Source organism: Roseovarius sp. SK2 (assembly GCF_028807495.1).
In the GTDB taxonomy this organism is placed as follows: Bacteria; Pseudomonadota; Alphaproteobacteria; order Rhodobacterales; family Rhodobacteraceae; genus Roseovarius; species Roseovarius confluentis.
In genome coordinates, this window is the sequence record NZ_JARAMK010000001.1 from 192,481 (window position 1) to 218,236 (window position 25,756).

The 25,756-nt window shown below is 63.2% G+C and carries 26 protein-coding genes and 1 tRNA gene; 10 read left to right on the forward strand and 17 right to left on the reverse strand.

Annotation, left to right across the window (positions count from 1 at the left end; all coding sequences use genetic code 11):
- Positions 1-102 precede the first annotated feature (102 nt).
- The 5 genes from PVV74_RS00980 (at position 103) to PVV74_RS01000 (ending at position 5,327) form a co-directional block, all read left to right on the forward strand.
- On the forward strand, positions 103-423 hold the full coding sequence (locus PVV74_RS00980; RefSeq protein WP_146049946.1) for a hypothetical protein: 321 nt from the start codon (positions 103-105) through the stop codon (positions 421-423).
- A gap of 270 nt (positions 424-693) precedes the next feature.
- A complete protein-coding gene (locus PVV74_RS00985) occupies positions 694-1,152 on the forward strand; it encodes a (2Fe-2S)-binding protein (protein ID WP_274591916.1) in 459 nt (152 codons plus the stop codon).
- A gap of 1 nt (position 1,153) precedes the next feature.
- The gene (locus tag PVV74_RS00990; protein WP_274591917.1) at positions 1,154-3,397 is read left to right on the forward strand and encodes a xanthine dehydrogenase family protein molybdopterin-binding subunit; all 2,244 of its coding nucleotides are present in this window, start codon (positions 1,154-1,156) and stop codon (positions 3,395-3,397) included.
- 63 nt (positions 3,398-3,460) lie between these two features.
- Positions 3,461-4,513 (forward strand): AbrB family transcriptional regulator, encoded by a 1,053-nt coding sequence (locus tag PVV74_RS00995; protein ID WP_274591918.1) that lies wholly within the window; start codon positions 3,461-3,463, stop codon positions 4,511-4,513.
- Between the two features lie 58 nt (positions 4,514-4,571).
- On the forward strand, positions 4,572-5,327 hold the full coding sequence (locus tag PVV74_RS01000) for an SDR family NAD(P)-dependent oxidoreductase (protein ID WP_274591919.1): 756 nt from the start codon (positions 4,572-4,574) through the stop codon (positions 5,325-5,327).
- Positions 5,328-5,331: 4 nt separating this feature from the next.
- On the opposite strand, the gene PVV74_RS01005 is transcribed toward PVV74_RS01000, so the two are convergent.
- Genes PVV74_RS01005 through PVV74_RS01015 form a run of 3 tightly spaced genes read right to left on the reverse strand, consistent with a single transcriptional unit; the run spans position 5,332 to position 8,739 of the window.
- A complete protein-coding gene (locus PVV74_RS01005; protein WP_274591920.1) occupies positions 5,332-6,810 on the reverse strand; it encodes a carboxypeptidase M32 in 1,479 nt (492 codons plus the stop codon).
- Complete coding sequence (gene ctaA / locus PVV74_RS01010) at positions 6,807-7,946, reverse strand: heme A synthase (RefSeq protein WP_274591921.1); 1,140 nt, start codon at positions 7,944-7,946, stop codon at positions 6,807-6,809. Before ctaA ends, PVV74_RS01005 begins: the two co-directional genes overlap by 4 nt.
- A 49-nt stretch (positions 7,947-7,995) precedes the next feature.
- Positions 7,996-8,739, reverse strand: a complete 744-nt coding sequence (locus tag PVV74_RS01015; protein WP_274591922.1) for an RNA methyltransferase — start codon at positions 8,737-8,739, stop codon at positions 7,996-7,998.
- A 127-nt stretch (positions 8,740-8,866) separates the two neighbouring features.
- Between PVV74_RS01015 and PVV74_RS01020 the strand changes: the two genes are divergently transcribed.
- On the forward strand, positions 8,867-9,487 hold the full coding sequence (locus PVV74_RS01020) for a thiamine phosphate synthase (protein ID WP_274591923.1): 621 nt from the start codon (positions 8,867-8,869) through the stop codon (positions 9,485-9,487).
- A 20-nt stretch (positions 9,488-9,507) separates the two neighbouring features.
- Here PVV74_RS01020 and PVV74_RS01025 read toward each other — a convergent pair whose 3' ends face one another.
- The 3 genes from PVV74_RS01025 to PVV74_RS01035 all read right to left on the reverse strand — a co-directional run bounded on the left by PVV74_RS01025 (position 9,508) and on the right by PVV74_RS01035 (position 11,436).
- Positions 9,508-10,341, reverse strand: a complete 834-nt coding sequence (locus PVV74_RS01025) for a lysophospholipid acyltransferase family protein (RefSeq protein WP_274591924.1) — start codon at positions 10,339-10,341, stop codon at positions 9,508-9,510.
- Entirely contained in the window at positions 10,338-11,105 is a 768-nt protein-coding gene (locus tag PVV74_RS01030; protein ID WP_274591925.1) for a GNAT family N-acetyltransferase, read from the reverse strand. The genes PVV74_RS01025 and PVV74_RS01030 overlap by 4 nt, the downstream gene beginning before the upstream one ends.
- A gap of 148 nt (positions 11,106-11,253) precedes the next feature.
- Complete coding sequence (locus PVV74_RS01035) at positions 11,254-11,436, reverse strand: DUF3553 domain-containing protein (protein WP_274591926.1); 183 nt, start codon at positions 11,434-11,436, stop codon at positions 11,254-11,256.
- Between the two features lie 28 nt (positions 11,437-11,464).
- On the opposite strand from PVV74_RS01035, the gene PVV74_RS01040 reads away from it, so the two are divergent.
- Positions 11,465-12,073: a histidine phosphotransferase family protein gene (locus tag PVV74_RS01040; protein ID WP_274591927.1), complete on the forward strand. Its 609-nt coding sequence runs from the start codon at positions 11,465-11,467 to the stop codon at positions 12,071-12,073.
- On the opposite strand, the gene PVV74_RS01045 is transcribed toward PVV74_RS01040, so the two are convergent.
- The 10 genes from PVV74_RS01045 to PVV74_RS01090 all read right to left on the reverse strand — a co-directional run bounded on the left by PVV74_RS01045 (position 12,060) and on the right by PVV74_RS01090 (position 20,191).
- Positions 12,060-13,325 carry a glutamate-5-semialdehyde dehydrogenase gene (locus PVV74_RS01045; protein ID WP_274591928.1) on the reverse strand — a complete coding sequence of 422 codons (1,266 nt, stop codon included), beginning with the start codon at positions 13,323-13,325 and terminating at the stop codon, positions 12,060-12,062. The two genes, PVV74_RS01040 and PVV74_RS01045, sit on opposite strands and share 14 nt — an antisense overlap.
- Positions 13,326-13,366: 41 nt before the next feature.
- Positions 13,367-14,473 (reverse strand): glutamate 5-kinase, encoded by a 1,107-nt coding sequence (gene proB / locus PVV74_RS01050; RefSeq protein WP_274591929.1) that lies wholly within the window; start codon positions 14,471-14,473, stop codon positions 13,367-13,369.
- Positions 14,461-15,498, reverse strand: coding sequence for a GTPase ObgE (obgE, locus tag PVV74_RS01055; protein WP_274591930.1), 1,038 nt, complete (start codon positions 15,496-15,498; stop codon positions 14,461-14,463). Before obgE ends, proB begins: the two co-directional genes overlap by 13 nt.
- Positions 15,499-15,552: 54 nt before the next feature.
- Entirely contained in the window at positions 15,553-16,053 is a 501-nt protein-coding gene (locus PVV74_RS01060; RefSeq protein WP_274591931.1) for a GNAT family N-acetyltransferase, read from the reverse strand.
- On the reverse strand, positions 16,046-16,591 hold the full coding sequence (locus PVV74_RS01065) for a GNAT family N-acetyltransferase (protein WP_274591932.1): 546 nt from the start codon (positions 16,589-16,591) through the stop codon (positions 16,046-16,048). Before PVV74_RS01065 ends, PVV74_RS01060 begins: the two co-directional genes overlap by 8 nt.
- The gene (locus tag PVV74_RS01070) at positions 16,588-17,193 is read right to left on the reverse strand and encodes a LysE family translocator (RefSeq protein WP_274591933.1); all 606 of its coding nucleotides are present in this window, start codon (positions 17,191-17,193) and stop codon (positions 16,588-16,590) included. The genes PVV74_RS01065 and PVV74_RS01070 overlap by 4 nt, the downstream gene beginning before the upstream one ends.
- 76 nt (positions 17,194-17,269) lie before the next feature.
- Positions 17,270-17,539, reverse strand: a complete 270-nt coding sequence (rpmA, locus tag PVV74_RS01075) for a 50S ribosomal protein L27 (protein ID WP_103761335.1) — start codon at positions 17,537-17,539, stop codon at positions 17,270-17,272.
- 11 nt (positions 17,540-17,550) lie between these two features.
- On the reverse strand, positions 17,551-18,288 hold the full coding sequence (locus tag PVV74_RS01080; protein ID WP_274591934.1) for a 50S ribosomal protein L21: 738 nt from the start codon (positions 18,286-18,288) through the stop codon (positions 17,551-17,553).
- Between the two features lie 223 nt (positions 18,289-18,511).
- Complete coding sequence (locus PVV74_RS01085) at positions 18,512-19,342, reverse strand: DUF2059 domain-containing protein (protein WP_274591935.1); 831 nt, start codon at positions 19,340-19,342, stop codon at positions 18,512-18,514.
- A gap of 6 nt (positions 19,343-19,348) precedes the next feature.
- Positions 19,349-20,191 carry a DUF2059 domain-containing protein gene (locus tag PVV74_RS01090; RefSeq protein WP_338020409.1) on the reverse strand — a complete coding sequence of 281 codons (843 nt, stop codon included), beginning with the start codon at positions 20,189-20,191 and terminating at the stop codon, positions 19,349-19,351.
- A 115-nt stretch (positions 20,192-20,306) separates the two neighbouring features.
- On the opposite strand from PVV74_RS01090, the gene PVV74_RS01095 reads away from it, so the two are divergent.
- A tRNA-Ser gene (locus PVV74_RS01095) sits at positions 20,307-20,396 on the forward strand.
- A 260-nt stretch (positions 20,397-20,656) separates the two neighbouring features.
- Here PVV74_RS01095 and PVV74_RS01100 read toward each other — a convergent pair.
- A complete protein-coding gene (locus PVV74_RS01100; protein WP_338020410.1) occupies positions 20,657-21,367 on the reverse strand; it encodes a response regulator transcription factor in 711 nt (236 codons plus the stop codon).
- A 205-nt stretch (positions 21,368-21,572) separates the two neighbouring features.
- Between PVV74_RS01100 and PVV74_RS01105 the strand changes: the two genes are divergently transcribed.
- A complete protein-coding gene (locus tag PVV74_RS01105; RefSeq protein ID WP_274591936.1) occupies positions 21,573-22,664 on the forward strand; it encodes an efflux RND transporter periplasmic adaptor subunit in 1,092 nt (363 codons plus the stop codon).
- Positions 22,661-25,750 (forward strand): efflux RND transporter permease subunit, encoded by a 3,090-nt coding sequence (locus tag PVV74_RS01110; RefSeq protein WP_274591937.1) that lies wholly within the window; start codon positions 22,661-22,663, stop codon positions 25,748-25,750. The genes PVV74_RS01105 and PVV74_RS01110 overlap by 4 nt, the downstream gene beginning before the upstream one ends.
- The last annotated feature ends 6 nt before the right edge of the window (positions 25,751-25,756 follow it).

The window sequence follows — 25,756 nt, forward strand, 5'->3', positions numbered from 1 at the left end:
CCAACCGTAAAACGGCTTGATACATCGCGTGCGCAAGTTCACAGTCAGCTTCCCGCGATTCTTAAGTAGCTGCGACGGTATTACTTCAGAGAGGACATATACGTGGACAATAAGGAAAAAGAACTTTTTGCCAAAAGTGTCGGATTGATTGAGCGGCTATGCCATGAAACCGAACGCTTAAGTAAGGATGTACGTAGACTCTCTGGCCGGATTCAGCCTTTTGAAGGGGAAAAAGAACCGACCACATTTTCTTACCATCGGAAGCCCAAGACTTTCCGAGAAGTAATTGATCTAATCGAAGAAACGCGCGGGCAAGTTCAGAATTGTGAGTACGCGTTGAACAAGGTTTCCGCCCAGATTGAGCAAATCGTTTCCGATGGCTGGTCGAGAGAGGAGCTAAAGCCTTTTCTTCGAGACACATAAGCTGCTGATAGACCAGCGCCGCGATCTTTGGGCGGCGATGCGCGCCGAGGGCATGTCATACCGCCAGATCGCAGAAGCCGATAGTGAGGTGAGCCCGCAGACGGTGCTGCTTTCTGCTGTTCCTCGGTCCGCCACTTCCCCGAATTTCCGGAATTGCATACACCGCTTGGACGGTGGCCTTTGATACGCGCGGCTCACGTGGCGTTCTTCTCGACAATTGAACCGCGCGGCTTATCGTTGCGATAAACGCAGAACGCGGCGGGAGGCACCATGCAATTGACGATCGACGGTACGGACCACGAGATCGAGGTCGAGGACGCGATGCCGCTTCTGTGGGTGCTGCGCGACGTGCTGGGCAAAACCGGCGTGAAGTACGGCTGCGGGATCGCGCAATGCGGGGCCTGCACGGTGCATATCGATGGCGAGGCGGTGCGATCCTGCCAGGTTGCCGCGGGCGACGTGTGGGGCCCGGTCACCACCATTCACGGGCTGGGCCGCCCCGAGACACGCCATGCCGTGCAGCAGGCGTGGATCGAAACGCAGGTGGCCCAATGCGGTTATTGCCAGTCGGGGCAGATCATGCAGGCTGCGGCGCTGCTCTCGGAAACGCCCGATCCTTCGGACGAGGATATCGACGACGCCATGTCGGGCAACCTGTGCCGCTGCGGAACCTATCCGCGCATCCGTGCGGCCGTAAAGGTCGCGGCCGCCAAGCTGAAGGAGGCGTAAAGTGAGCCGGGTCGGTAAGATCGCGCGCCGAAGTTTCCTGGTAGGTGCCGTCGCCGCGGCGGGCGGCGTTGCCTTTGGGGTCTGGCGTTACAAGACACCATACCGCAATCCGCTGCTGAGCGGGCTGAACGACGGCGAGGCGGCGCTGACCCCTTATGTGCTGATCCGCCCCGATGGCATCACCCTGATCACACCCCGCGCCGACAAGGGCCAGGGCGCCTACCAGGTGCAGGCGATGCTGCTGGCCGAGGAACTGGACGTGACGCTCGACCAGATCGCGGTTGATCCCGGCTCGCCGGACGTCGCCTATTGGAACCGGGCGCTGGCCGACGAGGCCGCGGCCTTCCTCGCTCCCGGTGGTGGCTTTGGGGAGCAGGTCGCGGGCTCGGTCGTGTCTGCGGGGGCGAAGTTCCTGGGCTTGCAGATCACCGGCGGCTCGACCACCACGCCCGACGGGTTCGATAAGCTGCGCGCGGCGGGCGCATCGGCCCGCGAGACACTGAAAGCTGCCGCCGCAGCACAGGCGGGGGTCGCGGCAAGCGAACTGACCACACGGGACGGAGCGGTGATCCTGCCGGACGGCACCACCCTGCCCTACACCGAGTTGGCCGCTGGGGCCGCTGATTTGGATCCGGTGACGGACGTCGCCCTGCGACCCGCTTCGGAATGGCGGCTGATTGGCAAACCAACGCCGCGCCTCGACATGGTCGCAAAGTCCACTGGCACGCAAGACTACGGGATTGACGTACACCTGCCCGGGATGGTCCACGCGACGGTGCTTTTGAACCCTGCGCTTGGCGGAGCGCTTGGCAGCTATGACACTGCCGAGACGTTCAAGATTCGCGGCGTGCAATCCGTGGTCGAGATTTCCGGCGGCCTGGGTATCGCAGCCGATAACACCTGGCGCGCGATGGAAGGGGCCAAGGCCATCGTGGCAAGCTGGCCCGACGGGCCATTGCCGCAAACGATGGAGGCGCATTGGCAGGCGCTTTCCGACAGTTTCAGCGAAGACACGCAGGACAGCCGCAAGCGCGACGACGGCGACATGGACGCGGCGCTTGGCGCGGGTGATGTCATCGAGGCGGAGTATCGCGCGCCCTACTTGGCCCATGCCCCGCTGGAACCGGTCAACGCCACCGTGCGCGTCGATGATGATGCCGTCGAGATCTGGACCGGCACGCAGATCCCGCGCAATGTCCTGACCAATGTGTCGGGCATCACCGGCGTATCGGAGGACAACATCACCCTGCATGTGCAGATGATCGGCGGCAGTTTCGGGCACCGGCTGGAAGACATGGTGGTGCGCCACGCCGCCGAGATCGCCATGCAGATGAAAGGCACGCCGGTCAAGCTGACCTATTCCCGCGAAGAGGACATGACCCACGAGTTCCCGCGCCAGATCGCCATGGCGCGGATGCGCGGTGCCGTGCGCGAGGGGCGGGTCGAGGCCTTTGACCTCGGTATCGCGATGCCGTCGGTCATAGTCTCGCAAATGGGGCGGCAGGGGCTGAGCGTGCCCGGCCCCGACAGCCAGATCGTGGCCGGCGCTTTCGAGCAGCCTTTTTCCGTGCCGCATCACCGCGTAACAGGGTACCGGGCGCCAGCACTGGCGCCAATCTCGTCATGGCGTTCGGTCGGCGCGTCGACGAACGGGTTTTTCTACAATACCGGACTGGACGAGTTGATCCACGCCGCCGGAGCCGACCCGATGGAAGAGCGCCTGCGGCTTTGCGATGACGCGCTGGCCCGTGGCGTGCTGGAGGCCGTGGCCGAGATGAGCGACTGGTCCGGACCGAACCCGTCCGACGGCGTGGGGCGCGGGGTGGCCTTTACCAAGTCCTTTGGCGTGCCCTGCGCCGAGGTCATCGAGGTCGAGACCACCGAGGCCGGACTGAAGCTAACGCGCGCCTGGGTCGCGGCAGAGGTCGGCACGGTGGTCGATCCGCTGAACTTCGAGAACCAGGTGGCGGGCGGTGTCATTTTTGGACTGGGTCATGCGATGAACTGCGAGCTGACTTATGCCGACGGTCGCGCCGAGCAGACCAATTTCGACACGTTCCAGGGGCTGCGCCTTTACCAGGCCCCGGCGATCGAAGTGCGCGGACTTGAGAATGGCGACAAGGTGCTGGGCGTGGGTGAACCCCCCGTGCCGCCTGCCGCCCCTGCCCTTGCGGCGGCTATTTTCGCGGCCACGGGGACGCGGCTGCGCGAGATGCCGTTCTCGAAATTCGTGGAGTTCGCGTAAGTTAAGGTGCATCCAACGCGGCGCCACCTTGCCGTTCCCCGCGCGGGGTGGTTGAAGGGGCGCATGGGATCCATCCTGACCACACTTGCGCTGCTCGCCCTGGCTTGCGCCGCGGCCTTCGGCGCGCAAGCGGCCTCCATACCGCTTCCGTTCCTGATCGGGCCTCTGGTCGCGTCCGGTATCGTGGCGACAACCGTATCGGCTCGTTTACCGGATGGATACCACTTCCCCCCCATGCTGCGCTTGGTCTTCATTTCGGTCATCGGCCTGATGATCGGCGCGCAGGTCACGCCCGAACTTTTCGGACAGGCCTCGCGCCTGGCGGTCAGTTTCACGGCCCTGATGCTGTTCGTCATCGTCGCCCATGGCTACGGCTACACCGTCTTGCGGTTCATAGGTGGGTATGACCGACCGACGGCTTTCTATGGCGCGGCGCCTGGCGGCTTGTTCGAATCGATTGCCCTGGGTGAGGAGGCCGGTGCCGATCCGGCTCGTTTGACATTGCAGCAGTTCCTGCGAATCATCGCGGTGGTCACTCTCTTGCCCATCGGCCTTTCGCTCTGGGTCGGTCATCCGGTCGGAAGTTCCGCAGGCGTCACGCTGGGCCGCGATGAAGTGCCCTGGTCTGCCTTTCCACTGATAGCCTGCGCCGGCGCGGCGGGGTTTGGCCTTGGGCATTTGCTGCGCCTGCCGGCCAAACAACTGACCGGGCCTTTGTCCGTGGCCGCGATCCTGTCGCTGACCGGCCTTTACCACGTCGATGTGCCGCAATGGCTGATCAACGCGGCTCAGATCGTCGTCGGCACGGCGCTTGGCATGCGGTTCACGGGGCTGTCCGGCGGGTTGGTACTCCGGGGCGTCGGGCTGACTGTCCTTTGCGTCGGGGGAATGCTGGGACTGGCCATCATCTTCGCGCTGGCACTGATGCAGGTGCTGGAGCAACCTTTCGACGTGCTGCTGATCAGCTTCGCGCCCGGGGGCGTGACCGAGATGTCGCTGGTGGCCCTCAGCCTTTCGGCCAACCCGGCCTTCGTGACGCTGCATCACATCTTTCGGATTCTGATCACCGTGGTCGGCCTTGGCCTCAGCTCCAAACTGGTTCGGCGACGGCTTTGACAGGGCACGGCTTCTGGAATACCTGAACACTTGTTCATTTCAAACCGCCGGAGGCTCCATGCAAATCTCAGACACCGCCGCAATCATCACCGGGGGCGCCTCCGGCCTGGGCGAAGCGACGGCACGGCACTTTCGCGCGCATGGGGCCAAAGTCACCCTGCTGGACCGCGATGCCGAGCGCGGCGGCGCCGTGGCCGCCGAGATCGGGGCCGGTTTTGCCGAAACGGACGTTACCGACGAGGACTCGGTCCGCGCTGCCATAGCTGCGGCCAAGGACGCCATGGGCAAGATCACCGCTGCCGTGAATTGCGCGGGCATCGCGACCGGAGAGAAGACGCTGGGGCGCGACGGGCCCCACAGCCTTGACGGGTTTCGCCGTACCATCGACATCAACCTCGTCGGCACGTTCAACGTGGCTCGTCTTGCCGCCGAGGAAATCGCGCAGAATGTCGCCGCGCCCGACGGCACGCGTGGGGTCATCATCAACACGGCGTCCATTGCCGCCTTCGAAGGGCAAAAGGGCCAGACCGCCTACGCCGCCTCCAAGGGCGGTATCGTTGGCCTTTCGGTGCCCATGGCGCGGGACCTGAGCCGCGATGGTATCCGGGTGATGGCCATTGCTCCTGGGATTTTCGCCACGCCCATGTTGAAAGGCTTGCCGCAGGAGGTGCAAGACGGGTTGGCGCAGGACGTGACCTTTCCCAAGCGGCTGGGTGACCCGGACGAGTACGCATCGCTGGCACGGTTCATCGTCGAATGCGATTACCTGAACGGCGAGGTCATCCGTCTTGATGGCGCGTTGCGGATGCAGTGATGAGTCAACTGTCGCTGAGCGCGCCGAACTTGGTTTCCAGGTAGGACATCAGCGGTGTCGCACTAGGCGCGCTGCCGCATGCGAGCGTGATGACGTCCTTGGGTTCATGACGTCCACCGTGGCACTGAACCCGCTCGCGCAGCCAGCCCGTGGCGGCGGAGAGCTCGCCTTTCGCCAGTTGGTCATCCAGGTCGGGCAGATCCTTGCGCAGGGCCTCATGCAGGCAGCCGGCATAGACATTGCCAAGGCTGTAGGTTGGGAAATACCCGAAGAGCCCCACGGACCAGTGCACATCCTGAAGCACGCCGTTCGCGGGGCGGTTGACGTCATACCCGAAATCCGCCCGGAACCGATCGTTCCAGGCCGCTTCGAGATCGTCCACCTGAAGGTCATTGGCGAACAGCGCCCGCTCCAGATCGAACCGCAGCATGATGTGCAGGTTGTACTGCACCTCGTCGGCCTCGGTACGGATATAGCCCCGGTGTACGCGATTCACGAGCGCATAGAAGGCGTCTTCGTCCGGCACGCCGAAGTCGCCGAACAGGTCTCGCATCCGGCCATAAAGATAGCCACAGAAGGCGCGGCTGCGGCCAAGCTGGTTCTCGTAGATCCGGCTTTGGCTTTCATGTACGCCCATCGACACCCCTTGCCCAGCCGGGGTCAGAAGGAATTTCGGGTCGATACCCTGTTCATAGCATGCGTGGCCGACCTCGTGGATCGTCGAGTAAAGGCAGTTGAACGGATCATCCTCGGCGGTGCGGGTGGTAATGCGCACGTCTTCGCCGGAGCCGCTGGAAAACGGGTGGACCGCCCGGTCGATGCGACCCCGAGTCAGGTCATAACCGAAGGTTTCTGCCAGTTCCCGGCCAAGCGCCATCTGTGTGTCGGCGTCGAACGTAGCTGAAAGCGCCGTCACCTGGGGTGCGTTCAGGGCGCGTTCGCGCAAGCTTACCAGCCCCGGGCGCATCTCGTCGAACATCGCGGCGAATTCGGCCGCTTTGCCGTTCGGCTCGAAATCGTCGACCAGCGCATCGTAGAGGTCGCCCTCGCCCGCCAGCGCCGCGGCCTCTTCCCGCTTGAGCTTGACCACCTCGGCCAGCGTGGGAAGGAAGGCGGCGACATCGTCATCGGCACGCGCGGCGGCCCATATGCCTTGCGACCGGCTTGTCAGCCGGGCCAGCGCGGCGGCCAGATCGGCCGGCACCTTGACCGACCGCTCATAGCTGCGGCGGATCAGGCGCAGTTGCGCAGCGCCGTCCGCGTCGGGCGGGTCGGCCTGCTCCAGCCACTCCCCGATTTGCGGGTTGGTGCGCCTTGCATGCAGCACGCTTTCCATCGCACCGCGTTCCTCTGCCCGCTGCCCGGCCGAGCCGCGGGGCATCACAGTTTCCTGATCCCAGCTCAGCCGCCCGGAGATGCGGGCCAGGGCTTGGGTTTCCCGCTCATAGGCCATGAGCGCGTCGAATGCATTGGGCAGGCTCATCCGCGCACCGACCGCACAATGGGATACTGGCTGAGGAACCGTGCCCTGAGGATCAGGACCCAGAGGATCACCGCCAGCAACTGGTGTGCGATGGCGAGTTGCCAGGGCGCGATATACAGCACTGTCATGATCCCGAGCACGACCTGCAGGCAAAGTGCGAGGAAGGCGAAATTGAACGCGCCGCGGGTCAGAGCATGGGCCGACCGGCGCCCCTTCAGCCAGACGACGATGCCGAAAATCAGCAGAAGATAACCGGTCATGCGGTGGATGAACTGAACCATGCCCGGGTTTTCAAAGAAGTTTCTGGCACCCAGCTCCGGCATCCAGAAATCCACGGGCAGGAACCCTCCAGCCATGAGCGGCCAGTCGGTAAAGGTGCGTCCGGCGTCGATGCCCGCAACAAGCGCGCCGATCAGGATCTGCAGGAAGGCGAAATGCAGCCAGCCAGTGGACAGGCCGAAAAGCTTGCCCTCGCGGCTGCGCCGAGCCTGCATCAGTTCGCGCTCTTCTCGTCCGAGGCACATCACGTACCACGCGATGAAGCCCAATATCACGAAGGCGAGGCCAAGATGCACGGCCAGCCTGTAGCTCGCCACGTCCAGCATCTGCCCGGAAAGGCCAGAACTGACCATCCACCAGCCGATGGCGCCCTGAGCGCCGCCCAATCCTCCCAATAGCAACAAGCGACCTGTCCAGCCTGGGGGGATCTTGCGCAGCAGCAAGAAGCCCAGAAAGCCCAAGACCCAAACAAGGCCGATCACGCGGCCGAGCTGGCGATGACCCCATTCCCACCAGTAGATCACCTTGAACTCGGCAAGGCTCATGCCCTTGTTCTGCAACTGGTACTCGGGAATTGCGCGGTATTTCTCGAACTCGGATTCCCATGTAGCGGCGTCCATCGGAGGCAGCGCGCCGGTCACCGGCTTCCACTCGGTGATCGACAGGCCGCTGTCGGTCAGGCGCGTGAGGCCGCCCACGGCGATCATCACGACCACCAGCGCGAAAAGAAGCATCAGCCACACCCGAACGGCACCGCGCGCGCCACGGCGGCCTGCGTCGATCATCCCGCCTTGCGGTGTCTGCCGCGGGGTGTCCGCATCTGACACTTCCTGGAAAATGCTGCGTTTTTCGCTCATGTTCCGCCCTCTGACTTTGGCGTGACGTTAATCCGCGTCGCACGGCGCTTCAACCGCGCTCCTTCCAGCGCACCATTTGCCGCAGTACGCCGTGCAGTGTCTGCACGTCGGCTCGCGTCAGGGGCATCCGGCTCCACATGTTGCGCAGGTTGATCTTCATGCCGGGCGCCTTGGCTTCGGGAAAGAAAAAACCGGCGTCTTCAAGGCGTTCCTCGTAATGCGTCGACAGCGCCTCGATCTCTTTCTGGTTGGCCCAGTCGGTGCCGGCCATATCGACGCTGGCGGCCTCGACCGCCTGCGACGCACGGCGCCACTCGTAGCCGCACAAGAGCACGCATTGGGCAAGGTTCAGGCTTGGGAATTCAGGGTTCACCGGCACGCTGATGATGGCGTTGGCGCGGGCGACATCCTCGTTCTCCAGCCCGGCCCGTTCCGGCCCGAACAGCACCGAGACACGTTCGCCTCGCGACAGGCGCGTCGCGGCCTCCACCATGGCCTCTTCGGGGCTGAATACGGGCTTGGTCAGGCCGCGCACCCGGGCGGTTGTGGCCATCACGAAACTTTCGTCCTCGACAGCCGCCGGCAGGTCGGGGACAAGGCGCGCGTCGTCCAGCAGCCGACCCGCGCCGCTGGCCATGGCCACCGCCTTGGGATTGGGCCAACCATCACGCGGGGCCACGACGACCATACGGTCGAGGCCGAAGTTCCACATTGCGCGCGCGGCGGCGCCGATATTCTCGCCCATTTGCGGACGTACGAGTACAATGCGCGGCTGTGTGTTTTCGCTTGGCATCCTGTTCCTCCAACGTGCCCGCCATAATCCAGCCTGGCCGTGCGGGAAAGCGCAAAAGACCGCGTTCGCGTCCCGTAGACGCGTTCGCAAATCCCGGTTATAGGGGCAAAAACAGGACGACAAGACCATGGCAGACCCCGAGCAGCCGCAAATCTATCTGATCACCCCGCCCGAGATCGAGCTGGCGCGTTTCCCCGCCATTCTCGACCGGGTCCTGCGCGACCACGAGATCGCCTGCGTGCGGCTGGCGCTGTCGACCCATGACGAGACCGCGTTGTGCCGCGCCGCCGATACGTGCCGCGAGGTTGCGCATGGGCAGGACGTGGCCATCGTAATCGACACGCATTTTGTGTTGGCCGAACGGCTGGGGCTGGACGGCGTGCACCTGACGGACGGGTCCCGCACCGTACGCAAGGCGCGCAAGGAACTGGGACCGGATGCCATCGTCGGCGCTTTCTGCGGCACCTCGCGCCATGACGGTATGACCGCGGGCGAGGCCGGCGCCGATTACGTCAGCTTCGGCCCCGCCGGCGTCTCCGCCCTTGGAGACGGGTCGCAGGCCGAGGCGGAGCTTTTCGAATGGTGGTCTCAGGTGATAGAAGTGCCGGTGGTGGCAGAGGGAGCACTTGACGCTGCCACGGTATCACAGCTGTCCTCTATGACCGATTTTTTCGGGATCGGCGACGAAATCTGGCGCGAGGACGACCCGAGCGCCGCCTTGGGCGAACTGGTCGCGGCAATGCGCTGAGGCGGGATTGCGCGGCAGTCTCAGCCCGGCAAAGCGACTTCGGGTGGCATCGCGCTACGCACTTTAGCCTCGAGCGTTCGGGCCAACGTCTTACGATCGGGATAGTCGCTGACACTGAGCGGCTCGTGATAGATCACGCGCACGCCACCCTGAGGAAACCGCGACAGGACCTGCAGCATGTGTGGCCCGAGATCCATGTCGCCCCACCAGCCGTAAAAGCGCGGCTCTTCCAGCCCGTCTGGCGCGATGTAGACAACCGTGACCGGCTGAATCAGCATCCCCGCTTCGAGATCCGAAAACGCGGCAAAGAGGCTCGACTTGAACGGCAGCACGCGCATTCCGTCGGTCGACGTGCCTTCGGGGAAGAACAAGAGCTTTCGACCGGCATCAAGCTCGGCTTTCAGCTGGTTGCGTTGTGCGTCGGCCTGCCGGGGATTGCGGCTGATAAATACGGTGCCGACGATCCGCGCAAGAAAACCGATGCCGGGCCAACCGGCCACCTCGGCCTTGGACACGAACGTGATCGCCTGCCCTGCCCCGAGAGCGAAGATATCCAACCACGAAGCGTGATTGGCCACCACGGCGCCATGGCTTTGTATGGGCTGGCCTTCGCGGCGATAGCGCAATCCGATCACGCGCAATCCGGCACAGATGGCCCAGCGTTGCAAGCGCGCGGTCAATGGGCGGCTGCGGTCGAAAAAAAATGGCTCGGCAAGGCGCAGAACCAGCACCGCGAAGACACCTGGCAAGATGATCGCCAAAAGCACCACAAGGCGCAGCGCCAGTATCAGCCAACCTGCCCCCGTGACACGGACCACGCGCGCGGGACGCTGGGACTCCCAGGTGTTGCTCACAGGCCGGCACCCTTGGAATAGATCGCCTTTTGCCGGGCGTTCAGTTGCGCGGTGTCCATAACGAGGCAGACATCGGTTGTGTTGAATGTGTGGTCGATGAACGCACCGTCACCGACAAAGCCGCCAAGCCGCAGATAGGCCTTGATCAACGCAGGCACCTGCAACATGGCCGCCCGCCGGTCGATCTGATCTTCCGGCACCAGGTTAAGCGGCTGGTAATGGGCGGGCACGGTACGAACCCGCAATGCCTCGGGCGCCAGGTGGCGGTGGTGGAGCAATGAAAGGGGCTGCGCCAGGGCGCTGGTATCGGTGCCATGAAAGCTGGCGACGCCGAACAGGATCTCGATGCCGTGATCGGCGACATAGTGCGCAAGGCCGTTCCACAGGTGGTACATGGCCGCGCCACCGCGATAGCCCTCGGCAAGGCAGGACCGGCCCAGCTCCATGATGCGCCGGCCCGAGGACTTGAGGACCGAAATGTCGTATTCATCTTCGGAGTAGAACTGACCCGCCTCGGCGGCCTGGTCGTCGCGCAAGACACGGTAGACGCCGACAATTTCACCGCCGCGGGACTCGTCAGCCAGAAGCAGATGATCAAAATAGGCATCGAACCGGTCACGCTCCAACTTCGCGTCGTGGTCGACGAGCGGGCCGTCGCCGCCCAGTTCCGCGACGAACACGTCGTAGCGGAGTCGTTGCGCCGCGTGCAGGTCTTGCTCGGAGCGGGCGAGTCTTACGGTGAACTGCACGTCGCGCGAATACATCAATGGGTCCGTTCAGATTGGCTGCGCGGGTTTTAATGCCTTTCAGTCCCGCGCTGCAACCACTTCAAGTCCCGCGGCGTATCTTTGCCCGCAGCAAGAAGGAGGCTTGCGAGCGCGCCTTTGCGTGTTAACGTTTTGGCAACGTTGCTTATGGTTCAGTCACCGTCATCAACTCAACGCGGGAGCCGTCTATCACCACTTTACCGACATCCTGAAAATTCACCGTGATCTTTCCACCGATGTTGGACTGGACCTGCCCGGTGCCCCAATCAGGCTGATCGGGGTGGACCACGAGCATGCCGGGCTCGAGAATGCTGTTCATGTCGGACATCGGCGGGCTCCGCGGGAAAGGAAACGATTTGGCAAACGATACCAACGCTATCGCAGCTTTGATAGGCTCTCGTATCTGTCATGACCTGATCAGCCCTATCGGCGCAGTCAGCAACGGGCTCGAATTGCTGGAATTGTCGGACGCCGCCGGTTCGCCCGAACTGTCGCTTGTCGCGGACAGCGTGGCCCATGCCAATGCCCGCATCCGTTTTTTTCGCTTGGCCTTCGGGATGGCCTGCAAGGAACAGGAAACAGGCGCGGAAGAGGTCAACTCGATCCTCAGGGACCTTCATGCAGACGACCGAACCGAGATTGCCCCCTTTCCCTCAGGCCACTACCCGCGTGCCGAGGTGCGCGCGGTGCTGCTGGCGCTGCTCTGCGCCGAACAGGCGGTGCCCTATGGGGGCCGCATTGTCATGACACGATCCGAGGACGGCTGGGTCATCCGGGCTACGGCTGAACGGATGAACGTGGACGCCACCTTGTGGGACATGCTGAACGGCATACAAGGTACGTCGCTTCCGGCGCCGGCGCATGTGCAATTCTTGATCCTGCCCGCTGCGGCATGGGACGCGCGGCTGGATTGTTCAGCGGTCCTGTCGGACGAAGCGGCGGAAGTGCGGCTCAGGCGCGGATAGCGCCGTCGCCGTCCACGAGATACTTGAAACTGGTCAATTGCCGGGCGCCGACGGGGCCGCGGGCGTGCATCTTGCCGGTCGCAATGCCGATTTCCGCGCCCATGCCGAACTCTCCACCATCCGCGAACTGGGTCGAGGCGTTGCGCATCAGGATCGCGCTGTCGAGTTCGGCAAAGAAGCGCTCTGCAGTCGCGTCGTCCTCGGTAATAATGCAGTCCGTGTGCTGCGACCCATATTTCCGAATATGATCAATAGCGTCTGAGACGTCGCCCACCTTTTTCGCGGCCATGACCATCGACAGAAACTCGAACCCCCAGTCGCCATCGCCGGCCGGAACCGTGCCAGGGACCGATTGCAGGGCAGTATCGGCACGGACCTCGACCCCCTTTTCGACCAAGGCCCGTATGACGCCCTGCCCGATCGTATCGACAGCGTCCTCGTGCACCAGCAGACATTCGGCGGCGCCGCAGATGCCGGTGCGGCGGGTCTTGGCATTCATTACGACGCGCAGCGCCTTTTCCGGGTCCGCATGCTTGTCGATGTAGATATGCACGATGCCTTCGAGATGCGCGAAGACAGGCACCCGTGCCTCGCGCTGAACGAGGCCGACAAGCCCCTTGCCGCCGCGCGGTACGATCACATCGATCGCCCCGGTCATCGTCAGCATAGCCTGCACCGCCGCGCGGTCGCGGGTCGGGACGAGCTGGATCGCGTCCTCCGGCAGACCGGCCTCGGTCAGGCCTGCGCATAGGCAGCGATGGATGGCACCGGAGGAATGAAAGCTTTCCGAGCCGCAGCGCAGGATCGCCGCGTTACCGGATTTCAGACAGAGCGCGCCCGCATCCGCCGTGACATTGGGACGGCTCTCATAGATCACCCCGATCACGCCGAGCGGAGTGCGCACGCGCCGGATATGCAGCCCGTTCGGGCGGTCCCATTCGTCGATCACCTCGCCCACCGGATCGTCCTGAGCGGCGACGGCGCGCAGCCCGTCGCAAATGCCCCGGATCCGGTCGTCGTCCAGCATCAGGCGATCCATCATAGCATCCGACAGGCCCTTATCGCTACCGAACTCGAGGTCTTTGGCGTTGGCCTCGAGGATGTCGGCGCGGCTGTCCCACACCGCATCCGCCGCGGCCGTCAGCGCACGGGTCTTGGCCTCTGCCGTGGCGGTGGCAAGCACCGCGGCGGCGGTCTTGGCCCGCTGACCTATCTCGGCCATAAGTGCTGGAATATTTTCGAGATCTTTCATCAAGGCACCTGTTCGTTCAGCGGAATCTAGCAGTCGTTCGGTCATATGGCCATATCGTCGCGATGGATCAACGGACCGCGAGCGGGATACCCCAGCACGTTCTCGATCTGGTCCGAGCGCAGTCGCTTGATGCGTTCGGCGTCCAGTGCGTCGTAGCGCGTCAGCCCCTGACCCAGAATACCGCCCGTCTCGTCGGCGACCTCGACCGCGTCACCGCGTTCGAACCGGCCCGAAACCTGCGCCACGCCGGCGACCAGCAGGCTGGAGCCTGCCCGAAGCGCCTTGACCGCCCCGGCATCGACGACGATCCGACCCTTGGGCTTCATCGAGGCAATCCATTGCTTGCGTTTCTGCTGCGGGTCGCCCTGGGCGGTGAACCACGTAACGGGGGCGCCATTTTCCAATGCCCGGACCGGGTGAAGCACTGACCCTTCGGTGATCGCCATGTCGCATCCGGCGGCGGTGGCCGTCCGCGCCGCCAACAGCTTGGTCTTCATGCCGCCTTTCGACAGGCCGGAGCCTGCGGCACCGGCCATGGCCTCGATCTCGGGTGTGATTTCCGAGATAACGTCGAAGCGTTTAGCGGTCGGGTCGGTCTGCGGATTGGCGGAATAAAAGCCGTCCACGTCGCTGAGCAGGATCAGTTGATCGGCCCCGGCGGTCACGGCGATCTGCGCGGCCAGCCGATCGTTGTCGCCATAGCGGATCTCGTCCGTGGCGACCGTGTCGTTTTCGTTCACTATGGGGATCGCGCCCAGTGACAACAGCTGTTCCATCGTCGCGCGAGAATTGAGGTAGCGGCGGCGATCGGCGCTGTCTTCTAATGTGACCAGCACTTGTGCCGCGATGATGTCATGGGCCGCCAGCGCCTCGGTATATGCGGTGGCGAGCTGGATCTGGCCCACGGCGGCAGCGGCTTGCGACTGTTCCAGTGACAAGTCGGCGGAGGGAAGTTTCAGGACACCTCGCCCCAGTGCGATGGAGCCGGAAGACACAAGGATAACGTCCGTGCCCCGCGCCCGCAGGCGGGCCACGTCCTCGGACAGCGCCACCAGCCAGTCACGGCGCAATTGGCCCGTTTTCCGGTCGACCAGAAGGGCCGAGCCAATCTTGATCACGAGACGCTTGGCGTCGGCTACGGCTGCCACGGTGCGTCCTCGTCATCGTCCGGCCGTTGCCGCAGTCGGCCCTCGTCGATATGGGCCCGCAAGGCACGAAGCACCTCGGTGACACCCTCGCGCGACACTCCCGACATCAGCAGGACTGGCGTGCCCGCCACAGCATCGAGCTCTTCGCGCAGGAACGTGCGCTCTTCCTCGTCTAGCGTGTCGATCTTGTTCAGCACCGTCACGCGGGGCTTGTCCGACAGCCCCACGCCGTAGGCTTCCAGTTCTCGGATGATCGTCTGGTAGTCTTCGATCAAGGTGCCCGAAGACCCGTCGACCAGATGCAAAAGCACCGCGCAACGCTCGACATGGCCCAGAAACAGGTCGCCGAGTCCCCGCCCCTCGGACGCGCCATCGATCAGGCCGGGAATGTCAGCCACGACGAACTCGGTATTGTCGACGCCGACGACGCCGAGGTTGGGATGCAGCGTCGTGAACGGATAGTCGGCGACCTTGGGTCGCGCGTTCGACGTCGCGGCCAGAAAGGTCGACTTGCCCGCGTTGGGCAGCCCGACCAGACCCACATCGGCAATCAGCTTGAGCCTAAGCCAGATGGTGCGTTCGACGCCCTCCTGCCCCGGGTTGGAGCGGCGCGGCGCCTGATTGGTAGAGGTTTTGAACCGCAAATTGCCCCAGCCGCCATTCCCGCCCCGGGCCAGGCACACGCGCTCGCCCACTTCGGTCAGGTCGGCGATCACCGTTTCCTGGTCCTCGTCCAGGATCTCGGTGCCCACGGGCACGCGCAGCACGATGTCGTCGCCGTCCGCTCCGGTACGCTGCTTGCCCATGCCGGGCGTGCCGTTGTCGGCGAAGAAATGCTGCTGGTAGCGAAAGTCGATCAACGTGTTCAGCCCGTCGACCGCCTCGGCCCAGACCGAGCCGCCGCCGCCACCGTCGCCGCCGTCGGGGCCGCCGTATTCGATATACTTCTCGCGCCGGAAGCTGATGCATCCGTTGCCGCCGCTGCCCGAGCGGATGTAAACCTTGGCGAGATCGAGAAACTTCATGTCATTGCCTCAGATGGCGTCAGAGACCGTCCGTAGAACCAAATGCGGTCTGGCTCAAGCCCGGGGACGCCGGAAGGTGCGAATTGGGTGAACACCGCCACGTGCACGGCAGGGACCTTGGCAGGCGTTGCCCTCCTCGAATCCCAGTTTTTCCAGAACCCGGCCCGAAGCGGGGTTGTCGGCAAAGACGCAAGCCTCGAGACGTTGCCAGTCAAAGCGGTCAAATGCGTATGCAACCGCGGCGGCTCCGATCTCGGTGGCCAGGCCCTGGCCCCAATGGGATTTGCCGAACATATAGCCGATCTTGCCCTCGAGGCTGAGACCGAGATAGCCGACGACCTCGTCGCCTTGGCAAACCACACCTGATGCGCCCGGATCCGACGCGGTGACGACACAGCGCGAGCGCGTGAAGGACAGGTCCGCGGGCCAGGGCCAGGTCTCGGTCTGGCGAACCACGTCGAAATCGCTGACGATCGCGTCAAGCGCCCCTACGTCATCCGGCGTGCCTGCGCGCCAGATAAGGCGCGGTGTGCGGGCAAAGACCGTTTCAGCCATTGTCCATCGCCCGGCTGTAGGTCCAGGTCGGGACATTGGCCTTGCGCGCGACCGAAAAGCTCTCCGCATCGCCGAGATAACGGAAACCACAATTCGTCAGCACGCGGGCCGAGGCGGCATTGTCCTGAAACACGCTGGCAAAGATTGTCTGCGCGTTTTGGGGATTGGCCGACAGGATAGCCTCGACTGCAGCCGAGGCGATGCCGCTGTTCCAGTAGGCCGGTGCGACCCAGTACCCGATTTCGGACTGATCGCGGTCCATCCGCTCCAGGCCGATCAGGCCCATGACCTCGCCGCCACCGATACGCGTGCCGTCCATCACCCAGACATCCTCGGGGTGGTCCGGATCCTTGACGCGCGCGATGAAGGCCTCAGATGTGCCTGGCGGAAGAGGATGCGGGATAGACGTGGTGAACCGGGCCACACGCTCGTCGCCGGCATAGAGCGAGATAAGGCCCTCATCGGAGTCGCGGACGGGTCGCAGGTCGAACCGTTCGGTTTCCAGAAGGGTGTCGGTTGCGATGGTTTCAAGCTTCATATGCTGTCTCCTCCGAAAAGCACGAACAGGACGGATGCGACGGTCAGCGCGGCCAGGGCACGCATGAGGTGCGGCTCGGCCGGGGTTCCCGCCACGGTGCGCGCGATCCGGTCTCCTCCAAGTGTCCAGATCGGGTGCAGTAGCAATTGCAGGCTCAGAAGGCAGATGGATATGGTCAGCGTGGCCTGCAAGGCGGGCGTGCCCGCAGCGACAAAATTGGTGAAGCCGGCGACGATCATTGCCCAGGCCTTGGGGTTGAGCGGATGCACGATTAGCCCTGCCAGAAAGCCGGGCGCGGCGACCTGCGCGTCGGCCGGACCGAGGCGCAGGTGCGCGACCTTCCATGCGAGCCAGCAGATGTACGCCGCCGACACCCACTTCAGAATGTCGAACACGTAAGGCGCGCGGTCGGCCAGCTCCATCAGGCCGAAGCCTACGGGCCAGATCACGAACTGCTTGCCGATGACCACCCCCGCAACAAAGGGCAACGCCGCGCGAAACCCGAACCGCGCGCCCGTCGCCAGAAGCGCCATGTTGGCCGGTCCCGGCGTGCCGACTTGCGACGCGCCAAAGACCAGAAAGGATGTAACGGCTACGCTCATGACGTGCCTCCGAAAAACAGAAAAGGGGACCGGCGATGTGCCGATCCCCCTGAATTTCACACCTTGAAGGTTCGGCTTACTCGGCGGCCTCCGCCACCGGGAGAACCGAAATAAAGGTACGGCCCTTGAGGCCCTTGCGGAAATGCACCGAGCCCTCGACGGTCGCAAAGAGGGTGTGATCCTTGCCCTGCCCCACGCCGTCGCCCGGCCAGAACTTGTTGCCGCGCTGACGCACCAGGATGTTGCCCGGAATCACGGCCTCGCCGCCGTATTTCTTGACGCCCAGACGACGACCGGCCGAGTCGCGACCGTTTCTGGATGAACCGCCTGCTTTCTTGTGTGCCATATCGTCTCTCCTTAGCCTTTGACCAGTTCTTTGGCCTGCTCGACCCAGCCTTCACGCTCGATGCGGCCTTTGAAGGACAGTTTCTCGTCCATCTCGGCGATGTCATCGGCGGTCCATGCCGCGATCTGGGCAAACGTGGTCACGCCTGCCTCTTGCAGTTTCTTTTCGAGCGCCGGGCCCACGCCGGACAGCTCTTTCAGGTCGTCGCCACCTTCGGCCTTCGCGGCTTTCTTGGGAGCAGCCTTCTTTTCCTCGGCCTTCTTCTCGGCTTTGGTTTCGGCTTTCTTGGCGACGCTCTTTTCCTCGGCCTCGTTGTTCTTCACGCGCTTGGCCATCTCGGCCTGCTCGGCCTTGTTGTCGGCGTAACGGGTCGTGCCCAAGCCGGCGGCCAGTGCGCTTGCGCCTACAGCGGCCTTCACGCCCGATTTGTCGGCGCCCTTCTCAAGGATCTCGGTCACGCGCAGCAGGGTCAGTTGCTGACGGTGGCCACGGGTCCGTTGCGAGCCGTGCTTCCGGCGGCGCTTGACGAAGTTGATGACCTTGTCGCCCTTTATCTGGTCCACGACCTCAGCCTGCACGGCCGCGCCGTCGACAAGCGGAGCACCGATGACCGGCGCGTCGCCACCCAGCATCAGGATCTCGTTGAACTGAACTTTCTCACCCGCGTCTGCAGCAAGCTTTTCCACCCGGAGCATATCGCCCGACTGAACCTTGTACTGCTTGCCACCGGTTTTCAGAACCGCAAACATATCTCTTTCCTTTTTTCATCCGCGTTCTGTGGCCCCGGGATCAACCGGCGTTTGGTGCCTCGAACGGCGCACCCTTCGGGCGTCAAAAAAACAAATCCCGCACGAGTCGCCCCGCCGGGATGGCCGCTTATCCTAGGGGCGCCCCTCAAAGTCAAGCCTTGCACCCTGCAAAAGCCCAGTTTTTTTAGGCCGACCGGCGCAGTTCGGCTCCGGCCGGGTTCGGTCACAGTTCTTGGCTGCGCATGTGCTCGGCGACCGCCTGCCCCAGAAGGTAGGAGATTTCGTCGTACATGCGGTCATAGGCGTTGAAAACCGCGGTATTCAGAATGCGCCCCTCGGGTGTGCGGTATAGTGCGGCGTAAGCTTCGAGTTCCTCCGCCTCCAGCGGACGGTAGGCCATCATCAGAAAGGACCCAAGCCAAGCCTCGGACTCCGCGCGGATGTCCGATTCTTGCGCCCAGACATCGGCCAGCATGTCCGATTCCCCAAGATCGATGGCGCCGCCATCGGCCAGGCCACGATAGAACATGAGGTTGGCGTTCATCGCGCCCATGACGTTGTATTCCACAAGGTCGCTGTCGGAGATGATCGTCTCGATTTGCTGGTAAAGCTCTGTTTCGTCACCGCGGGCCACCTCAAAGGCGTCCATCGCCGCAATCTCGGTTTCCTCGTCGAGAAAAGCCTCACGAGCCGAGATTTCGAGCCCAATGATCTCTTCCCCGAGACCACTATCGAAGAATTCGACCAAGGAGCCCAGTTCCTCCCCTTCGAGTGAAGTTTGGAACCCTTGGGTGATCACCGCCTCCATCTTCTCGGCATCATAGATGCGCGATACTGTGCGTTCCCAGTCGTCCTTTGGAATATCGGGCAGCATCTCCGCGCCGATCTCGGCGCCGTAGCGCAGACCTTCCTTGCGCATCACCACTACAGTGTCGTCAATCCGCATCAACTCGATCAAGCGCTGGCGATCGTCGTCCTGCGCGGTGGCGGCATCCGAGGCCAGAAGCACCGCCGAAAGTGCGCCTAGGGTGGCCAGGGTTCTTGCTATATGCATATCAGTTCAAAGCTCCTGCCCGGGGTGCATTTCAGCCATTCGCGAAGCGAGCACCTCAAAGCGATTGGCCATGATCTCGTACTGGACCGCGTTCATCAGTTGATACACAGTCTGCATGTCGGGATGTTCGAGCGCGGCCAGATATTCCTTTAGCTCCCCGTTCGAGAAATCCTGGTAGGTGTATGCGGCATTGGCCAGCGCGCCAGCCTTCATGGTCATCCGCATCTCTTCCTCACCGGCCTTCATGGCCGCGCGCAAGGCGTCTTCGTCAACCTCTTGGTTCAGAATGCCGGCATTCGATGCGGCCATCAGAAAGCGAACCTGAATTTCCTGTACAGCGCGAACCGAATTTCCGTCGGAATCCACCGCTTGGTTGAGGTTCTGAAGGGTTTCGATGCGTTCGTCGCCCTGCTCCACACCTTCGGCCACGAGGGCGCGGCCCTGCTGCTGCTTTGCCTCGTCATCCTCGACCATGTGCGAGGCGTTCTCGGCCTCCACCAGACGCTGTCCCAGCGGCGAAGCGTAGAATTCCGCGGCGTGGGTCAGATGCTCGTCGCTCAGAGTTTCAGACAGGATGTCGAGCGCCATTGTCTGCATCTTTTCGGTATCGAACACATCTTTTGAAACGCGCGACCAATCTGATCCGAAATCGCTGGCCTGCATTCCCAGCATTGCGGGCGCATCCCCGGCGGCAAGCGCGATAGAGTCGAGCGCGACACCAAAGCCGGTCACTTCGAGAAACGCGTCGAGCCGATCGCGATCCGCGGCTCGGGTCTGAAGCGCGGCCATCAGCGCGATTGCGAGGAAAGCTATGAAAACAAGGGGTCGGATTGAGCGCGTCCGGGTCACGATACCTCCTGACGTGGCGTTGTTTACCCCAACGTAGGCAAAATCCGTGGCGAAACAAGGCAAACCCCTTGTCACCCCGTTCAAAGGCGATTAAACGCACCCTCCAGACCCCCGCGGAGAGGTGCCGGAGTGGTCGAACGGGGCGGTCTCGAAAACCGTTGACCCTTCACGGGGTCCCAGGGTTCGAATCCCTGTCTCTCCGCCAGTTTCGCTTTGAAAACTGTATCAAAACGTCGTTCTGCGCATCCGGCCGGTCGCGGTGCTTCTCACCCTGTTTCAGATGTGGCACGGTCCAGTTCCCTGACGCCCGCGGACAGAGTGTCCGTGTCAAAGACATTTGCGGCAGAGACCAGAGCAAGAATTGGGTAAGCAACGGGTTGATCCGGAAATGCGCGCCAGACTCCCAGAACAGGTTGGCGCGCCGCGAACAATAGCTGTAATTGGGGTTGCCCGGATGGTTGAGCGTTACAGCAGTCCCAGATCGCGGGCCATCATCGCGGCATGGGTCCGGTTACGCGCGCCAAGTTTGCGCGAAAGAGTTTTCACATGCAACTTGACGGTCACTTCCTGAATGTCCAGCTCGCGGGCGATTTCCTTATTTAGCTTGCCTTCCGCGACACAATGCAACACTTCCAGTTCGCGCGGTGTAAGATGCGTGGCGCGGGTTCCTGCCAAGGATTCACTCAGGAAATCCTGCGGAAGGTAGACATCGCCGCCCAGGATCTGCTGAATGGCCGCCACAAACTGCTGCGCAGCAAGTGTCTTGGGCAGAAAGCCTGACGCGCCCGCCCGCAAAGCCCGCCGCGCGATATCTGGTGGAGCCGTGCCCGACAGGATCGCCACCGGACATCCCGACTCCGCGCGCATTCGGGTCAACCCTGCAAGCGCCTCCATTCCCGGCATGGTGTAGTCCAGCATGATCAGGTTGAACGGACCTTGCTCGGCATTGACCTTCAACGCTTCGTCCAGAGACGCGGCCTGCGCCACCTCAAATGCGGCCTGGCGCTTGATGAAATCCGCGATCGTCTCTCGGACCAGGGTATGGTCGTCGGCCAGCAAAATCCTTTTCATACGCCGCGATAGGTCCGTCGGTTGACGTTGCGTTGGCGCCACCGGTCCGGACAGGGCTGGGGCACATCTCAAGCTAAGTATAACACCGGATCCGATCGGCACCATCAATTAACATCTGTGGGCACGACTTGTGCACCAAACCCGATTATGTTTGCGTTCACGCACATTTGAAGACAGGCGGGCCAAGAATACACTGCCCGTTCAAGATGCAACACTTGGCCAAGCTTGCTATTCAGCGCGGTTAATCTAACCTGCACGGACCTGTCTATTGCGGCGCCGTGCCCGCAGCGCGGGATCGTGGAGCGACCGAATGTCCGTATTCAAACAGCTATTGCTGATTTGCCTCCTGGGTGCGATCGGCTACGCCGCCTACTGGGGGTACGCGACCTACCTCGCGCCTCCGGCTGAAGCGGCAGAGGCTCGTGGCTCGGGCCCGGTCACGGTCGAAACGGCGCGAGCCGAAACCGAGCGCATCTATCAGAAGGTCGAGGCGGTCGGCACGACGCGCGCCGCCAACTCGGTTCAGATTGTCCCGGAAGCGGATGGCCGCATCGTGGAGCTGGCGATCACGCCGGGGGGGCGGGTGGAGGAAGGCGCGGTTTTGGTCCGGCTGGACGATGCGATAGAGCGGGCCGATCTTGCCGAAGCCGAGGCACGGCTGATCGAGCGCCGGCAGGTTCTTGAGCGGGTCGAGCAATTGCGCAGCACAAACGCGGTCAGTCAGGCTTCGCAGGAGGAAGCTGTAGCGCGGCTGGCGGAGGCCGAGGCACAGTTGGAACGGGCCCAACAACGGCTGGACCGGCGGACAATAATTGCCCCGTTCGGCGGCGTTCTGGGTCTGGCCGAAGTGGATCGCGGCGCACGTGTGACCAGCGACGACATGATCACGCGCCTCGACGACCTGAGCCAGGTAGAACTTGAATTCTCGCTTCCGGAAACCCTGTTCGCGAAAGTCCAGCGTGGTATGCCGGTTGAAGCGCAAAGCGTGGCCTTCGACGATCGCGTGTTCACGGGTCAGATAGACGCGGTGGACAGCCGGATCGATCCAGTGTCGCGGGCCTTTCGGGCGCGCGCCGTTATACCCAATCCTGATGGTCTTTTGCCTGCGGGCATGTTCATGTCACTGACCCTCACCCTTTCTGAAGCGGACGCGCTGGTGGTGCCGGAAGAAGCCATCATTTTTCAGGCCGCCGATACTTATGTCTTCACGATCAACGAAGGGGTGGCCACGCGCACGCCTGTTCGAACCGGGGCGCGGCAGGACGGCAAGGTGGCCGTACTGGCCGGGCTCGACGAAGGCCAGGAGGTGGCGATACGCGGGCTCGGCCGGCTGCGCGACGGCGCCGTGGTCACAGTCAAATCTACAGAACCAGTATCGGACGGGTCGGAGGGTGACACGTGACGCTGTCGGACATCGCGGTACGCCGGCCGGTGCTGGCGGCGGTGGCCAGCCTACTGATCTTGGTCTTCGGCCTTGCGGCAGTGCAGAACATCCCCGTGCGCGAATTGCCCGATGTCGACAACGCCGTGGTTACGATCACGACCGAGTATCGTGGCGCGGCACCCGAGGTGATCGACACCGATATTACCGAAACGCTGGAAGGCGCGGTTGCCGCAATCACCGGCCTGCGCTCGATCAGTTCGGAATCGCGCCAGGGCCGCAGCCGCATCACTCTTGAATTCGAAACCTCGCGCGATCTGGACAATGCGGCCAACGACGTGCGCAATGCGATCGGACGGGTCACCGGACAACTGCCCGAAGAGGCCGACGAGCCTCGAGTGGTCAAGTCCGACGCCGACGCGGATCCGGTCATGCGGCTGGCCGTGACGTCGGACCGGATGACGACCGCCGAAATCACCGATTACATCGACCGCTTCATAGCCGACCGCATCGCCACGGTTGATGGGGTGGCGGATCTGAACATTTATGGCGAGCGTCCCTTCGCAGTGCGCATCTGGCTTGACCGGCGCTCGCTGGCGGCACGCAAGCTGACGGTGGCCGATGTCGAAGCCGCTTTGCGACGCAACAACCTCGAGCTGCCGGCTGGCGAGGTCAAATCGCAGGACCGGCAGTTGACCGTCCGGTTGAACTCCCGCCTCAGTAATATCGAGGATTTCCGCGACGTGGTGCTGGATCGCGTGGCGGGCTTTCCCGTGCGCCTGGGCGATGTGGCGCGGGTCGAGCCGGGCGTGGCCGATGACAGCACCATCGTACGCACTGATGGAACTGACGCGGTGGGCATCGCCGTCCTGCGCCAAAGCAAGTCGAACACCCTGGCAATTTCCCAGGCCGTGCGCGCCGAGATAGAGGCGATCACGCCGACCCTGCCCCAGGGCATGACACTGATCGTCGGATCGGATGATGCGTTGTTCGTCGGAGCCTCGATCCGCGAGGTGGTTATCGCGCTCAGCATCTCGCTGGCGCTGGTAGTTCTTGTGATTCTCGTATTCCTGCGCAGCCCTCGCGCCACACTGATCCCTTTCGTAGCGATCCCCGTGTCACTGATTGGTTGCTTCATCCTGATTTCGGCCTGGGGGTTCTCGCTTAACACGCTGACGCTACTGGCGCTGCTTCTTGCAATTGGCCTCGTGGTCGACGACGCCATTGTGGTGCTGGAAAACATCCAGCGCCGGATCGAGATGGGGGAAAGTCCGCTTGCCGCCAGCTATCGCGGAGCGCGTCAGGTGACCTTTGCAGTCATCGCCACATCGCTGACATTGATGGCCGTCTTCGTGCCGCTGTCTTTCATGCCCGGACAGGTCGGGCGCCTTTTCGTCGAATTCGGGTGGGTCATGGCGGGGACAGTGGCGATATCGACCTTCGTGGCCCTGACCGCTTGCCCGGCGCTGGCCTCGAAGGTGCTGCGTCAGCGCGACGGGGTGTCCGCAGACGACGCCGAGAGCCTGGGTTGGGCGCAATGCAAGTACGAAGCGCTGCTGAAACGCGCAGTGCAGGCACCACTGGTGGTGCTTGCCGTGGCGCTCACCGTGACCGGGGGTGCTGCGCTGTTCTACGAGGGCCTCCCTCGCGAGTTGGCCCCGCGCGAGGATCGCGGGGTGGGTTTCGTGCCGCTGACCGCGCCCCAAGGCAGCACGGTGGAGCATTCCGATATCGCCGCGCGGCAGGTCGAGGGGATTCTTGAACCGCTGCGCCAGTCCGGCGTGATCGAGACGGTTTTCACCTTTACCGGCTGGGGCAACCGGGCCTGGCGCTCTTTCGTGGTGTTTCGCCTTGCCCCGTGGGATGAACGTGACATGTCGGTTTCAGAGGTGGTCGGACAGATCGCACCCCAAATGGGAGACGTGACAATCGCCCGTGGCTTTCCGGTAACCCCGGCCGGCCTTGGCCTGCGCGGCAACTCCACCCCGGTGCGTGTGGTCGTGGGCGGTCCAGATTTCGAGAGCGTCAAGGAATGGGCCGAACGCCTGCAAGCGGAGGCCGAGACCATTCCGGGGCTGGTCAATCCCGAGATCGACTTCGACCAGAATCTGCCGCAACTCGATGTCACGATCGATCGCGCGCGTGCGGACGACCTCGGCATATCGGTGGAAACGATCGCCGGTACCTTGCAAACGCTACTGGCCTCGCGCGAGGTCACAGGCTTTGTCAGCCGGGGCCGAGAGTACCCGGTGATCCTTCAGGCGCAGGATGACGACCGCAATACGCCGTCGGATATCGACAATATCTTCGTGCGGGCGGGCGACGGCGAAACACTCGTGCCGCTTGGGGCCCTGGTCGATCTGCGAGAGAATGCCGCCGCCCCCAGCCTGCGCCGCTTCGACCGCCTCCCATCCGTTCAGCTTTCCGGAGCTCTGGAGCCCGGCGCACAGCTTGGCACCGTGCTTGACACGATCGAGACCGCCGCGCGGGATATCCTGCCGGTCGAGGCCAAGTTGGGGTACGAAGGTCAGTCACGTACCTTTAAGGACACGTCAGCGGGCGTCGGCTTCGTGCTTGCGCTGTCGCTGCTGATCGTCTTCCTGGTACTTGCCGCCCAGTTCGAAAGCTTTGTGCACCCGGTCACGATCATGCTGACCGTTCCGGCGGGACTGGCCGGGGCGATCTATGCGATGGCGCTTGGGGGACTCACACTCAATGTCTATAGCCAGATCGGGATCATCCTGTTGGTCGGACTGGTCGCCAAGAACGGCATCCTGATCGTGGAGTTCGCCAATCAACTGCGCAGCGACGGCCTTGAAACCCGCGAGGCTGTGATCCGCGCGGCCACACTGCGTCTGCGTCCGATCGTGATGACGGTGATATCGACCATTCTGGGCGCCCTGCCCCTTGTCATGGCCACGGGCGCCGGCGCTGAAAGCCGTCAGGCCATAGGCACCGTGATCGTGGCGGGCTTGTCTCTGTCGGCGGTGCTCATGCTGGTCGTCACGCCTGTCCTTTACGATCTGCTGGCGCGGTTCACACGACCGCAGGGTACGCTGGAGAGACGGCTCGACCGCGAACTTTCCGAAACCCGCGCCGCAATGTAGGCGGGC